Source organism: Streptomyces sp. RLA131 (assembly GCF_056270125.1).
The window spans coordinates 927,078-940,057 of record NZ_JBWDOQ010000002.1; the positions used below are offsets into that span (position 1 = coordinate 927,078).

The 12,980-nt window shown below is 73.7% G+C and carries 10 protein-coding genes; 8 read left to right on the forward strand and 2 right to left on the reverse strand.

The window, feature by feature from the left end; genetic code table 11:
- Nucleotides 1–237, forward strand: a complete 237-nt coding sequence (locus RWE79_RS05060; protein WP_475938799.1) for a DUF397 domain-containing protein — start codon at nucleotides 1–3, stop codon at nucleotides 235–237.
- 102 nt (nucleotides 238–339) lie between these two features.
- On the opposite strand, the gene RWE79_RS05065 is transcribed toward RWE79_RS05060, so the two are convergent.
- Nucleotides 340–1,497: an 8-amino-7-oxononanoate synthase gene (locus RWE79_RS05065; protein WP_475938800.1), complete on the reverse strand. Its 1,158-nt coding sequence runs from the start codon at nucleotides 1,495–1,497 to the stop codon at nucleotides 340–342.
- A 173-nt stretch (nucleotides 1,498–1,670) separates the two neighbouring features.
- On the opposite strand from RWE79_RS05065, the gene bioB reads away from it, so the two are divergent.
- From bioB to RWE79_RS05090, 5 genes are all read left to right on the forward strand, one after another.
- On the forward strand, nucleotides 1,671–2,888 hold the full coding sequence (gene bioB, locus RWE79_RS05070) for a biotin synthase BioB (RefSeq protein WP_475938801.1): 1,218 nt from the start codon (nucleotides 1,671–1,673) through the stop codon (nucleotides 2,886–2,888).
- Nucleotides 2,881–4,158 carry an adenosylmethionine--8-amino-7-oxononanoate transaminase gene (locus RWE79_RS05075; protein WP_475938802.1) on the forward strand — a complete coding sequence of 426 codons (1,278 nt, stop codon included), beginning with the start codon at nucleotides 2,881–2,883 and terminating at the stop codon, nucleotides 4,156–4,158. The genes bioB and RWE79_RS05075 overlap by 8 nt, the downstream gene beginning before the upstream one ends.
- A 38-nt stretch (nucleotides 4,159–4,196) precedes the next feature.
- Nucleotides 4,197–4,925 carry a dethiobiotin synthase gene (gene bioD, locus RWE79_RS05080; protein ID WP_475938803.1) on the forward strand — a complete coding sequence of 243 codons (729 nt, stop codon included), beginning with the start codon at nucleotides 4,197–4,199 and terminating at the stop codon, nucleotides 4,923–4,925.
- 156 nt (nucleotides 4,926–5,081) lie between these two features.
- Entirely contained in the window at nucleotides 5,082–5,567 is a 486-nt protein-coding gene (locus RWE79_RS05085; RefSeq protein ID WP_475938804.1) for a hypothetical protein, read from the forward strand.
- Between the two features lie 70 nt (nucleotides 5,568–5,637).
- Nucleotides 5,638–8,841 (forward strand): tetratricopeptide repeat protein, encoded by a 3,204-nt coding sequence (locus tag RWE79_RS05090; protein WP_475938805.1) that lies wholly within the window; start codon nucleotides 5,638–5,640, stop codon nucleotides 8,839–8,841.
- Between the two features lie 44 nt (nucleotides 8,842–8,885).
- Here RWE79_RS05090 and RWE79_RS05095 read toward each other — a convergent pair whose 3' ends face one another.
- Nucleotides 8,886–11,045, reverse strand: a complete 2,160-nt coding sequence (locus RWE79_RS05095; RefSeq protein WP_475945608.1) for a helix-turn-helix transcriptional regulator — start codon at nucleotides 11,043–11,045, stop codon at nucleotides 8,886–8,888.
- Between the two features lie 163 nt (nucleotides 11,046–11,208).
- On the opposite strand from RWE79_RS05095, the gene RWE79_RS05100 reads away from it, so the two are divergent.
- Together RWE79_RS05100 and RWE79_RS05105 are read left to right on the forward strand one after the other, a co-directional pair.
- The gene (locus RWE79_RS05100) at nucleotides 11,209–11,889 is read left to right on the forward strand and encodes an esterase/lipase family protein (protein ID WP_475938806.1); all 681 of its coding nucleotides are present in this window, start codon (nucleotides 11,209–11,211) and stop codon (nucleotides 11,887–11,889) included.
- Nucleotides 11,890–11,990: 101 nt separating this feature from the next.
- Nucleotides 11,991–12,749 carry a MerR family transcriptional regulator gene (locus RWE79_RS05105; protein ID WP_475938807.1) on the forward strand — a complete coding sequence of 253 codons (759 nt, stop codon included), beginning with the start codon at nucleotides 11,991–11,993 and terminating at the stop codon, nucleotides 12,747–12,749.
- Nucleotides 12,750–12,980 lie beyond the last annotated feature (231 nt).

Below are 12,980 nucleotides of genomic sequence, written 5' to 3' on the forward strand. Positions count from 1 at the left end.
ATGCCCCCCGCACCCCCCACACAGCCCCGGTACGTATCGTCCAGTGAGGATCTCGCCGAGGCGACGTGGCACCGCAGCAGCCACAGCACCGCGGCGAACAACTGCGTGGAGACGGCCGCCCTTCGTTCGGGACGGCTTGCCGTACGCGATTCCAAGGATCCGCGAGGACCGGCACTGCTCTTCGGGCCGGCCGCGTGGACCCGCTTTCTCGGCACCGTGGTGACCGGGAGCGGCTGAGACCGACAGCCACCGGCCAACACCGAATGCGCCGAATGCACCGAATGAATTCAGCCATTCGGTGCATTCGGTCATGTTCAGCCACCTTCACCGGATCTTGAATCAGGGAGTCCGGCGCGGCGCCGTGCGCACGATCACATCGACCGCGTCAGCAATATGACGATCCGTCAGGTCAGCACGGGCGGTCAGCCGCAGCCGGGAGATCCCGTCCGGCACCGACGGCGGACGGAAGCAGCCGACCGACAGCCCCTCGCTCCGGCAGTCCGCCGCCCAGCGCACCGCCGCCTCCGGTGAGGGCGCGCGCACCGACACCACGGCGGCGTCGGGCGCGGCCGCCGTCAGCCCCTCGGCGGTCAGCCGCCGGTACAGCTCCCGGGCGACCGCACGGGCCCGCTCGGCACGCTCCGGCTCGCGACGCAGCAGCCGCAGCGCGCCGAGCGCGGCACCGGCGGCGGCCGGGGCCAGGCCCGTGTCGAAGATGAAGGTGCGGGCCGCGTTGACCAGATGCTCGATCACCCGCGCCGGCCCGAGGACCACACCGCCCTGACTGCCCAGCGACTTCGACAGCGTCGCGGTGCACACCAGCCCCGGCGCCCCGGCCAGTCCCACCGCGGCGGCCGCACCCCGGCCGCCGGGGCCGAGCACCCCCAGCCCGTGGGCGTCGTCCACCAGCAGGGCCGCGCCCGCCTCGCCGCACACGGTGGCCAGCGCCGGCAGCGGGGCTGCGTCCCCGTCCACCGAGAAGACCGAGTCGGTGACCACCACAGCGGGGCCGCCGTGGCCCTCCAGGGCCTTGCGCACGGCCTGCGGGTCGGAGTGCGGGACCACGGTGGTCTCCGCGCGGGAGAGCCGGCAGCCGTCGATGAGCGAGGCGTGGTTGCCGCTGTCGGAGACGATCAGAGCGCCCTGGCCGGTGAGCGCGGTGACGGCGGCCAGGTTGGCGGCGTACCCCGAGGCCAGGACGAGGGCCGCCTCGAAACCGCAGAAGGCGGCGAGCTCCGCCTCCAGCTCGGCGTGGAGTTCGGTGCTGCCGGTGACCAGCCGGGAGCCGGTGGCGCCGGCACCCCAGCGCAGGCACGCGTCGGCACCCGAACGGGTGACTTCCGGATGCCGGGTCAGACCCAGGTAGTCGTTGCCCGCCAGGTCCAGCAGCGGCGAGACGGCCGGCCTGGGGCGCAGCGTACGCACCAGTCCGGCGCGGCGGCGCCGGTCGGCGTGGGCGTCGATCCAGTCGAACGGGTCGGGTGTGACGCTGCTCATGGTCGGTCCCTGAGGGTGTGGTCTGGTGTGGTCGGCGGCGGCAACGGGGCTGTTGCCAGCAACGTAGCGCTCGCGGCCCGGTGACTCGGTGTGGTGATGCACACACCTCGCTTTAGCGGTGTTGTGGGTTCCGCCCTTGGCCGGGGACGGTGGCTTGCGTCAGGATCGCGGCTATGGATCTGCTGAAGACGCTGGTGGACAAGGGGCTGCGCCGTGAGCTGCCCACCCGGGACGAGGCCCTGGCGGTGCTCGCCACCTCCGACGACGACCTGCTCGACGTGGTGGCCGCGGCCGGACGGGTGCGCCGTCAGTGGTTCGGCCGCCGGGTGAAGCTCAACTACCTCGTCAACCTCAAGTCGGGGCTGTGCCCCGAGGACTGTTCGTACTGTTCGCAGCGGCTGGGTTCCAAGGCCGAGATCCTCAAGTACACCTGGCTCAAGCCGGACGAGGCCTCGAAGGCGGCCGCCGCCGGGGTCGCGGGCGGCGCCAAGCGGGTGTGTCTGGTGGCCAGCGGCCGGGGCCCGACGGACCGGGACGTGGACCGGGTCTCGCAGACGATCGAGGCGATCAAGGAGCAGAACGAGGACGTCGAGGTGTGCGCCTGCCTCGGGCTGCTCTCGGACGGCCAGGCCGAGCGGCTGCGGGCGGCGGGCGCGGACGCGTACAACCACAACCTCAACACCTCCGAGGGGACGTACGGGGACATCACGACCACCCACACGTACGCCGACCGGGTGGACACCGTCCAGAAGGCGCACGCCGCCGGGCTGTCTGCCTGCTCGGGGCTGATCGCCGGCATGGGCGAGTCCGACGAGGACCTGGTCGACGTGGTGTTCGCGCTGCGGGCGCTGGACCCGGACTCGGTGCCGGTCAACTTCCTGATCCCGTTCGAGGGCACCCCGCTGGCCAAGGAGTGGAACCTCACCCCGCAGCGCGCCCTGCGGATCCTGGCGATGGTCCGCTTCGTCTGCCCCGACGTGGAGGTCCGGCTCGCCGGCGGCCGCGAGGTGCATCTGCGCAGTCTCCAGCCGCTGGCCCTGCAACTGGCCAACTCGATCTTCCTCGGCGACTACCTGACCAGCGAGGGCCAGGCCGGGCAGGCCGACCTGGACATGATCGCCGACGCCGGTTTCGAGGTGGAGGGCGCCGATCAGGTGACCCTGCCCGGTCACCGCGTGGCGGACGAGGGCCCGGAAGCCGGCCACGGCAAGGGCGGCTGCGCGCAGGCGGGCCACGGGGACGGCGGCTGCGGGGAGTCCGGGCACGCCGGGGGCGGCTGCGGGCCGTGCGGCGGCTCCGCCGCGAGCGCGGGCGCCGCTTCCGAGCCCCGTACGGACCTGGTCGCGGTACGCCGCCGGGGCGCCGGGACGGACCTCGCCCCCAATGCCTGAGTTCACCCCGGCCGAGCTGCTCGACCTGGACCGGCGGCACGTGTGGCATCCGTACGGCCCGATGCCCGGCCGTACGGACCCCCTGGTCGTCGAGTCGGCGTCGGGCGTACGGCTGCGGCTCGCGGACGGACGCGAGCTGGTGGACGGGATGTCGTCCTGGTGGTCGGCGATCCACGGCTACAACCACCCGGTGCTCAACGACGCGGCGCGCGATCAGCTGGACCGGATGAGCCATGTGATGTTCGGCGGGCTCACCCACGAGCCCGCCGTGCGGCTCGCCGCGAAGCTGGTCGAGATCACCCCGGAGCCGCTGCGGCACGTCTTCCTGGCCGACTCCGGATCGGTGTCGGTCGAGGTCGCGGTCAAGATGTGCCTGCAGTACTGGCGTTCGCTGGGCCGGGCCGGCAAGCACCGGCTGATGACCTGGCGCGGCGGCTACCACGGCGACACCTGGCAGCCGATGGCGGTGTGCGACCCGGACGGCGGCATGCACGAGCTGTGGTCCGGGGTGCTGCCGCGTCAGGTCTTCGGCGACGCGCCCCCGGCGGAGTACGACGAGGCGTACGCGGAGCACCTGCGGGAGACCGTACGGCGGCACGCGGACGAACTGGCGGCGGTCATCGTCGAACCGGTGGTGCAGGGCGCGGGCGGCATGTCCTTCCACTCCCCCGCGTATCTGCGGGTGCTGCGCGAGGCGTGCGACGCGTACGACGTGCTGCTGGTCCTCGACGAGATCGCCACCGGCTTCGGGCGGACCGGCACGCTGTTCGCCGCGGAGCACGCCGGGGTGGCACCCGATGTGATGTGCGTCGGCAAGGCGCTCACCGGGGGCTATCTGACGATGGCCGCGACCTTGTGCACCTCACGTGTGGCGGAGGGCATCTCGCGCGGCGAGGTGCCGGTGCTGGCGCACGGGCCGACCTTCATGGGCAATCCGCTCGCCGCGGCCGTGGCCTGCGCGTCCATCGATCTGCTGCTGGGCCAGGACTGGGCCCAGGAGGTCAAGCGCATCGAGGCCGGGCTCCTGGAGGGCCTGGCGCCGGCCGCCGGGATCGCCGGGGTACGGGACGTACGGGTGCTGGGCGCGATCGGCGTCGTCCAGCTCGACCACGAGGTGGACATGGCCGCCGCCACGGCCGCGGCGGTGGGGGCGGGTGTGTGGCTGCGGCCGTTCCGTGATCTGGTGTACACGATGCCGCCCTACGTCACCGGTGACGAGGACGTGGCCGGTATCGCCGCCGCCGTGTGCGCGGCGGCGGCCGCGGGCTGAGCCCGCACGCGAACCGAAGTCGAAAGGGCCTGTTCTTCATGGCGATTGTGGTGGTCAGCGGTACGGGGACGGGGATCGGCAAGACGGTGGTGACCGCCGCGCTCGCCGCCGCGTCACTGGGGCAGGGGCTGAGCGTCGCGGTGCTCAAACCGGCCCAGACGGGCGTGGCGGAGGGCGAGCCCGGTGACGCGGCGGAGGTCGCGCGGCTCGCCGGCCCGGTCACGGCGGTGGAACTCGCCCGGTTCCCCGAGCCGTTGGCCCCGGTGACCGCCGCCCGCCGGGCCGGACTCACGGCGGTCGGACCGTCCGACATCGCGGAGGCCGCGGCCAAACTGGCCGCCGTCCACGACGTGGTGCTGGTCGAGGGCGCCGGCGGGCTGCTCGTACGGTACGACGCCGAGGGCGCCACCCTCGCCGACGCCGCCCGGCTGCTGCGGGCCCGGGTCCTGCTGGTGGCCGAGGCCGGGCTGGGCACCCTCAACTCCGTCGCCCTCACCGCGGAGGCGCTCACCGCGCGCGACCTGACCTGCCTCGGCGTCATCATCGGTTCCTGGCCCGACGAGCCGGACCTCGCCGCCCGCTGCAACCTCGCCGACCTGCCGGAGGCCGCCGGGTCGGCCCTGCTCGGCGCGGTCCCGGCAGGTGTCGGTGACTCCCTGCCGCCGGAGGACTTCCGGGCCGCCGCCGGCCGGTGGCTCGCCCCGCAGCTCGGCGGCAGCTGGGACGCGGCGGCCTTCACCGAGCGCTGGGCGGCGCCGAGGCCCTGATCCGGCCGGACGGTGAGCCGCGCGTAGGGGTCCTGGACAAAGGCGTCCGTAACAGGTTGGTCATGAGCGGCATTTGGGCGGTCACGGGGGTGGGTGTGTGGGTACGGTCGGATCGCAGTCTTCGGCCGGATTGAGGGGGTTGCTGTGATACCGGGTGTGGAGATCGCGGTCGGTTATGTGTTCGCCTGGCTGGCACGCAAGGCCAAACGGGTCACGGGGCGGGCGGATGGTGAGGTCGACCGGGGCCTGGACGCCGGGATGGACCGGCTGCACGACCTGGTCAGCCGCAAGCTCGGCCAGGACCCGGCACTGCGGCGGGCGACCGAGGAGGCCGAAGCCGGGCAGGAAGAACCCTCGGACACCACCCGGCAGTGGCTGACGTACTCCCTGGGGGACGCGGCCGAGCGCGACGCCGCCTTCGCCGAGGCGCTGGCGCGGGCGGTGACCGAACTGCAGGCGGCGGGGCCGGTGGACACCGCGGTCGACACCGGTACCGGTCGGGCGACCGATGGCGGCAAGGCGAGCACCGGGGTGGTGCGGCCGAAGGGCGCCGGCAGTGGGTCCGCGACGGCGCGGAATACCGGGGACGCTGTCGCGGACGGGACCGGCAGCAGGGCGAGTACGGGTGTCGACTACAGCTGACCTGCCCGACAACCACTCGGACAGCCCGACGGCTCCCGCCTCAGGCCAACCTGCCGGCAACGTAACCGAGGTGAGCGTGACGGACACCGGTGACGCGCGGGCTGCCGTCGGAGCGGAAGCGGTGAGCGGCCACCGCGGGCCGGTGCCGGGTACCGGCGCCGCCCGTACGGCGCCGGCGCGGGTGACCCGCAGCGGGGATGCGACCGCTACGGGGCCGGGCGCGGTCGCTGTCAGCGGCAACATGACCACGGTGCAGCAGGCGCCGCGCCAGCCCGCGGCCTGGCCGCACCAGGTCGGTGTGATCCCGTCCCGGGCGCACTCCTTTCAGCACCGCGCCGAGGTGGCCCGGATGAGCCAGGCACTGGCGGAAGGCGGGACCACCATCGTCGAGTCGGCGGGCGAAGTCCTGTCGGGCGGGGTGCTGGTGGGGATGGGCGGAGTCGGCAAGACCCAACTGGCCGCCGACTACGCCCGCACCGCCTGGCAGACCGGCGAAGTGGACGTGCTGGTGTGGACCACCGCCAGCAACACCGTGGCGGCCACCTCCGGGTACGCGCAGGCCGGCATAGAGGTGCTGGGCGCCGACCCCGCCGACCCGGACCAGGCGGCGAAGGCCTTTCTGGCCTGGCTGGAGCCCAAACCCGAGAGACGTCCGTGCCGGTGGCTGGTGGTCCTGGACGACGTCACCGACCCCGCCGACCTGCACGGACTGTGGCCGCCGGCCAGCCCGCACGGCCGCACCCTGGTCACCACCCGCCGCAAGGACGCCGCCCTCGCCGGTCACGGGCGCCGCCTGATCAAGGTGGGTCTGTTCACCGAAGCCGAGGCCGTCGCCTACCTGACCGCCACGCTTGCCGTCCACAACCGCGCCGAGCCCGACGACCGGCTCGCCGCTCTCGCCGCCGACCTGGGCCGGCTGCCACTCGCTCTTGCCCAGGCCGCCGCCTACCTCATCGACACCGGCGACGGCGTCGCCGCCTACCGGGCCCAGCTGCTGGCCGACCGCGCCACCACGCTGGCTGATGCCGCCCCCGATGTCCTGCCCGACGACCATGCCTTCCCCCTGGCCGCCGCCTGGTCACTGTCCATCGACCGTGCCGATTCCCTGCGGCCGGCCGGCCTGGCCCGCCCCATGCTCCAGCTGACAGCCCTGCTCGATGCCAACGGCATCCCCCACGACGTCCTGACCAGCGCCCCCGCGCTCACCTACCTCACCGCACACCGCACCCCGACCGGCCCGGACACCACACAGCGGCCGGCCCCGGTCTCCCCCCGGGACGCCTTGCACGCTCTGAGCGCCCTGCACCGGCTCAGCCTCGTCGACCACACCCCGGACACCCCGAACCAGGCCGTCCGCGTCCATCAGCTCGTCCAGCACGCCACCCGCGACACCCTCACTCCCGACCGGCACCGCGAGACCGTAAACGCCGCAGCCGGCGCCCTCGTGGCCGCTTGGCCCGACGTTGAACGCGACACCGCCCTGGCCACCTCCCTGCGCGCCTGCACCACTGCCCTGACGGCCTGCGCCAATGACGCCCTGTTCCAGCCCCGCGCGCATCCGGTGCTGTACCGCACCGGCACCAGCCTCGGCGAAGCCGGCCAGGCAGCCGCGGCCCGCGACCACTTCCAGCAGCTGACCGACACCATCACCCGTCACCTCGGCATCGACCACCCCGACACTTTCACCGCCCGCCACAGCCTCGCCTACTGGCGAGGCCAGGCCGGGGATACGGCCGGCGCCGCCACCCAGTGCAAAGAGCTGTTGGCCGACCAGGTGCGGGTGCTGGGCGAAGATCACCCCGACACCCTGGACACCCGCCACGAGATCGCCCGGTGGCGGGGGCGGGCGGGGGACGCGACCGGCGCGGCGGACGCGCTGGAGCAGCTCTTGGCCGACCGGCTGCGGGTGCTGGGCGAAGACCACCCCGACACCCTGGACACCCGCCACGACATCGCCTTCTGGCGCGGCCAGGCGGGGAACATGTCCAGCGCCGCGGCCGCGCTGGAACAGCTGCTGGCCGACCGGGTACGGGTGCTGGGCCCGGACAACCCCGAGACCCTCATCACCCGCCACAACCTCGCCGGCTGGCGGGGCCAGGCAGGAGACGCGGCCGGCGCCACCACCGAGTTCGAAGCGCTGCTGGCCGACCATGTGCGGGTGCTGGGCGAAGACCACCCCCACACCCTCGCCGCCCGCCACAACCTCGCCTACTGGCAGGGCCAGGTGGGGGACGCCGCCGGCACCGTGGCCGCGCTGGAGCAGCTCTTGGCCGACCGCCTGCGGGTGCTGGGCGAAGACCACCCCGACACCCTCACCGCCCGCCACAGCCTCGCCCACTGGCGGGGCCAGGCGGGAGACGCCGCTCGCGCGGCCACCGCTCTGGAGCAACTCCTGGCCGACCAGGTGCGGGTGCTGAGCGAAGACCACCCCCACACACTCAGTACCCGGTCCAGCCTTGCCTACTGGCGAGTTGCTCATGGCCGGCAACTGGCCGCAGCGGGGCGGAGTCGTCTTTCACAACAGAAAGGACACGCTGACGTGGTACCTGAGGGCGGTGCACCAGCCTCGACATGGTTCGAGCAGGCTCTGGAGAGCTTCCGGGACGCCTTGAAACTGATTGATGCCGAGGAAAACTCCGGGCTGTACGGAATCGTCCTGCACGACATCGCCGACACCCACCGTTCGGCAGGCGACGTTCAGGCCGCCGCCGCGCACTACCGGAAGGCGGTCGAGCACAAACGCCGCGCCGGTGATCCCCTCTCTCTGACCACCACCATGATCGCCTTGGGTGACTGCCTGATCACGACAGGCGAGTACACCGAAGCTCGCACCGCACTCGACCAGACCCGGGACGTACTGAACCAGGATCTCGACGGAGTGGTGCCGGCCAGGCGGGCCGTGCTCCTGCACAACCTGGCCCAGTCGTACCAGCACTTGGCCAAACAGGACGGCCAGGACGACGCCTACGCCGCCGCCCTGGATGCCTACACCGCCACCCTCGACCTCCTGGACACCGAGGCCGACCCCGGCTCCTACGGCACCGTGCTGCGGAACCTCGGCTCTTTGCACCAGTACCGCGGCGACCTCCACGAGGCGCACATCGCCTGGAGCGACGCAGTGGAGTGCCTGCGCCGCAGCGAATCGGCCGAGCAGATCCTGACCACCGCCCTGATCGACCTGGGCAGGCTGCGCCAAAGGATCGGCACCCGCCAGCCCCCTCCTCAGCGCGGAACGCCGGCACGGAGACAGAAGGGGAACGGCCACAGTGAATAACGGATTTACCGCGAAACCGGCCGAATCGCCTGGAGGCCGGAAGGTCAGGCCCGGGAGTCGGTGAGCAGGCGGACGAGTTCGATGCGGGACCGGATGCCCAGCCGGGTGAAGACACCCCGCAGATGGTGGTCGATGGTGCGGTGGCTGAGGACCAGACGGGCGGCGATCTCGCGGTTGGTGGCGCCGTCGGCCGCCATCCGGGCGATGACGAGCTGCTGCGCGGTGAGGCGGGCGGTGATGTCGGCGGGCGGGGCCGCACCCGGCTGCGCGGGTTCACCGGACTCGCCCGACTCGCCGAGGGCGCGCAGTTCGGCGCGGGCCTGGGCGGCGCAGTGCGGGGCGCCGAAGTAGCGGAAGGCCTCCAGGGCGCTGTGCAGGCGGTCGCGGGCCTCGGTACGGCGGCGCAGCCGGCGCAGGGCTGAGCCGTAGAGGAGCTCGGTGCGGGCGCGCTCGAAGTCGCGGGTGCCGGCGGCGTGCAGGTCCAGGGCGGTGCGGTAGTGCTCGTCGGCCTCGGCGCCGGGGGCGAGCAGGGCGCGGCAGCGGGCGGCCAGGGCCAGGTCGGCGGGGCTGCGGACGAGGGTGGCCCAGCGGTCGTAGTCGGCGAGGGCGGCGACAGCTACGCGCGTATCACCGGTGCGTACGGCGGCCTCGACGTAGTGCGGGGTGGCGAGGTGGCGGATGGCGCGGTGGCCGTGGCCGGGGCCGAAGCCGGCCAGGGCTCGCAGCCGGGCGGCGGCCTCGGCGGGGCGGCCGCTGCTCAGGTCGAGGAAGGCCAGCGCCCAGACGGCGAGTGCGGCGGCCAGGCCCAGGCCACGGGGCAGGGCGTGGGCGCGGGCGGCCTGGGCGCGGCTCCGGCAGGTGTCGGTGTCGCCGGTGATGGCGGCGAACATTGCGAGCGCGGCCTGAAGGTGGCAGGCGCCGTTGTCCTGGCCGGTCTCGTGGGCCAGCCGCAGGGCGTCGAGGGCGGCGGCCTCGGCGGCGTGCGGGCGTCCGGTCCAGAACTCGGCGTAGGTACGGAACTCCAGGATCTGCGGCACGGCGGCGGTGTCGCCGCCGGCCCGGGCGGCGGCGACCGCGCGGGCGGTCGCGAAGGCCGCCTGGGTGTGGTCGCCGAGGAGCAGGGCGGCGATGCCGCTGTGCAGGAGGTGGCCGGCGTCCTGGGGGCCTTCGCGGCGGTGCCGGGCGGCGGCGGTGAGCGCGTCGCGGGCCTCGCCGTAACGGCCGTCGACGGCGGCGGCCAGGCCGTCGAGGGTGCCGGGCGGCAGCAGGCCGTGGCCGCGGGCGACGGCGGCGGCCTCGCGGCAGCGGCGCAGGTCGCCGGTGTGGATGGCGGCCTCCACGGCGCGGGCCAGCAGTGCCGTGGCGGCCTCGGGCCGGGTGGGGGCCAGGCCCGCCGCCGCGTCCAGCAGATCGTCGAAGGCGTCGGTGGCGATGCCGCAGCGCAGGGCGAGTACGCCGCACAGGGCGCTGTCGGGGACGGCGGCGACCAGGTGGCGGGCCCGGTCGCCGTCACCGGCCTGCCAGGCGTCGGCGGCGGCGAGTTCGAGCAGCCGGGGTACGGCGACCGGTTCGGGGCACAGCTGGGCGGCGCGCTGCACCAGGGCGCGGGCCAGGGCGGGCCGGTGGTGCCGGCGGGCCTCCTGCGCGGCGGCGAGCAGTTCCGCCGTGAGCCGCCGGCTGGGGCCGAGGGCGGCGGCGCCCCGGTGCCAGGAGCGCAGCCCCGCCTCGGCGGTGCCGCCGAGGACCCGGGCCAGCAGGTGGTGCGCCTCGCGCCGGTCCTCGGCGGAGGCGGCCTCGTAGGCCGCGATCCGTATCCAGGGGTCCCGGAAGGTGATGCCGGCCGCCGTGGCGTGGGCGAGGCCGGCGGCTTCCGCGGGGTCGGCGGCGGCGGTGTCGAGTCCGGCGGCGGCGACGGCCCGCAGAAAGGCGTGGGCGGGTACGGGGTACTGGTCGGCGGCGGCGACGAGCAGCAGGAGGCGGGTGTCCTCGGGCAGCGCGCGGATCCGTCGGCGGTGGCCGTGCAGCAACGCCGGTGCCAGCTCGGCCTGTTCGTAGGGCAGTGGGTCGAGCCCGGAGAGCTGACGTGACGTCAGGGAAGCGGTCAGCTCGGCGACGGCGTGCGAGTCGCCGTACGCGGCGCGCACCAGCCGCACCCGGACACCCTCCGTAAGGGGCAGTGGCGACGGTGGCGACGGCGGTGGCATCCGGTGCGGAGGCCCCGGAGGGTGCGAAGCGTGCGGGGTCTTCACCACAGCAATGACGTTACTGGCGGGTCACCTGGCCGTAAAGACCGGCGATTTCACCGATGGCGGCGCGCGGGATCCGCCTCACACTCCTGCTGACCCCCCACAATCATCCGGAGGCACCATGCAACGCGCCGCCCGCTCCGCCATCGCGGTCATCACCGCGGTGATCGCGTCGCTGCTCCTAGCCCTCACCGCGGCCCCCGCGCACGCCGCGACCCACAACCCCATCGTCTTCGTCCACGGTCTGAGCGGCGACTCCAGCAGCTGGGACGACTGGGTCGCCGACTTCAAGGCCGACGGCTACTCGACGAGCGAGCTGGACGCCTGGTCGTACAGCTGGAGCCAGTCCAACGTCACCACGGCCTCGCAGCTGGCCACCGAGGTGAAGCGGGTGCTGGCCGCGACCGGCGCGTCCAAGGTCGACATCGTCGCCCACTCGATGGGCCCGCTGAGCGCCCGCTACTTCCTCAAGAACCTCGGCGGCACCGCGTACGTGGACGACTTCGTCTCCGTGGCCGGGGTCAACCACGGCACGACCGTGGCGTCCTGGTGCAAGTGGCTCTACACCTCCTGCGCGGAGATGTACACCGGAAGCAGCTTCCTGACCGCCCTGAACTCCACCGACGAGACCCCCGGCAGCGTCACCTACGCCAGTTACTGGTCGAACTGCGACGAGGCCCTCACCCCGGACACCACGGCCATCCTGAGCGGCGCGACCAACGTCGAGGTCGGGTGCGTCTCGCACACCGACATGAACAGCGACTACGGCGTCTACGAGCAGGTGCGCGACTTCGTGGCCTGATCGCGGGGCCGCCCGGCACCGCCCCGGCACCGCCCCGCCTCCGGCCGTTCGTGAGCGGCCGGAGGCGGGACCCCGGCGGAACGACCGGTCATACTGGTGTCATGACCAGCACGGACCGGGACGAGTCACGTCTGACGGTGGACGAACTCGCGGCGCGGGCCGGGACGACCGTCCGCACGGTGCGCTTCTACAACGCCAAGGGGCTGCTGCCGCCCCCGGAGCTCGGATCACGCCGGGTGGGGCTGTACGGCGCCGACCACCTGGCCCGGCTGGCCCTGATCGAGGAACTCCAGCGGCAGGGGCTGACCCTGGCCGCGATCGGCCGCTATCTGGACCAGCTGCCCAAGGACATCACCCCGGCCGACCTGGCACTGCACCGGGCGCTGGTGGCGACCTGGATGCCGGACACCGCGGAGGAGGTCCCCCGGGCCCGGCTGGAGCAGCGGGCGGGCCGCCCCCTGGGCGACCACGACCTGGACCGGCTGGCCGCCATGGGCGTGCTGCACGCCACCGGCGACCCGGAGACGCTGCTGGTCAATCCGGCGATGCTGCATCTGGGCGTACGCCTGCTGGACGTACCCATCCCGCTGGAGACGGTGCTGGCGACCCGGGAGATCGTCCTGAAGCACAGCCGCGCCGTCGCCCACGAGCTGCACCGGCTGTTCCAGCGGGAGGTGTGGCAGCCGTACGTGGCCGGGCAGCCGGCCCCCGAGGACCGGGCCCGGATACGCGCCCTCACCGACGACATCCAGCCGATGGTCGTCCAGGCGCTGGTCACCGCCTTCCAGCGGTCCCTGGCCGAGGAGCTGCGGGCGACGGCTGCCGAGGCGGCCGCGCCCGGGGCCGCCGGGGACGGCTGAGCGCCTGCGGCGAGTCGGCACAACCGCCTTTCCCGGCACGGGACTTCCCTGAGGTCCGAGGGGTTGACGGGACCGATGGAACACGTCGACAGTCTCGGCGAGGAACGAGTTCGGGCGGGCCGGGCGGAAGCGAGGGGCCGGCCCCGGGACCGGCCGGCGGACCAGGAGACCTGACGACCGAGACCTTCGCCTCCCTCGATCCGGCCACCGGTGAGGCGATCGGCGACCACC

Coding starts and splice junctions, on each gene's coding strand:
- RWE79_RS05060 (WP_475938799.1), top strand. CDS start 1: ATGCCCCCCGCACCCCCCACACAGCCCCGGTACGTATCGTCCAGTGAG.
- RWE79_RS05065 (WP_475938800.1), bottom strand. CDS start 1,497: ATGAGCAGCGTCACACCCGACCCGTTCGACTGGATCGACGCCCACGCC.
- bioB (WP_475938801.1), top strand. CDS start 1,671: ATGGATCTGCTGAAGACGCTGGTGGACAAGGGGCTGCGCCGTGAGCTG.
- RWE79_RS05075 (WP_475938802.1), top strand. CDS start 2,881: ATGCCTGAGTTCACCCCGGCCGAGCTGCTCGACCTGGACCGGCGGCAC.
- bioD (WP_475938803.1), top strand. CDS start 4,197: ATGGCGATTGTGGTGGTCAGCGGTACGGGGACGGGGATCGGCAAGACG.
- RWE79_RS05095 (WP_475945608.1), bottom strand. CDS start 11,045: ATGCCACCGCCGTCGCCACCGTCGCCACTGCCCCTTACGGAGGGTGTC.
- RWE79_RS05100 (WP_475938806.1), top strand. CDS start 11,209: ATGCAACGCGCCGCCCGCTCCGCCATCGCGGTCATCACCGCGGTGATC.
- RWE79_RS05105 (WP_475938807.1), top strand. CDS start 11,991: ATGACCAGCACGGACCGGGACGAGTCACGTCTGACGGTGGACGAACTC.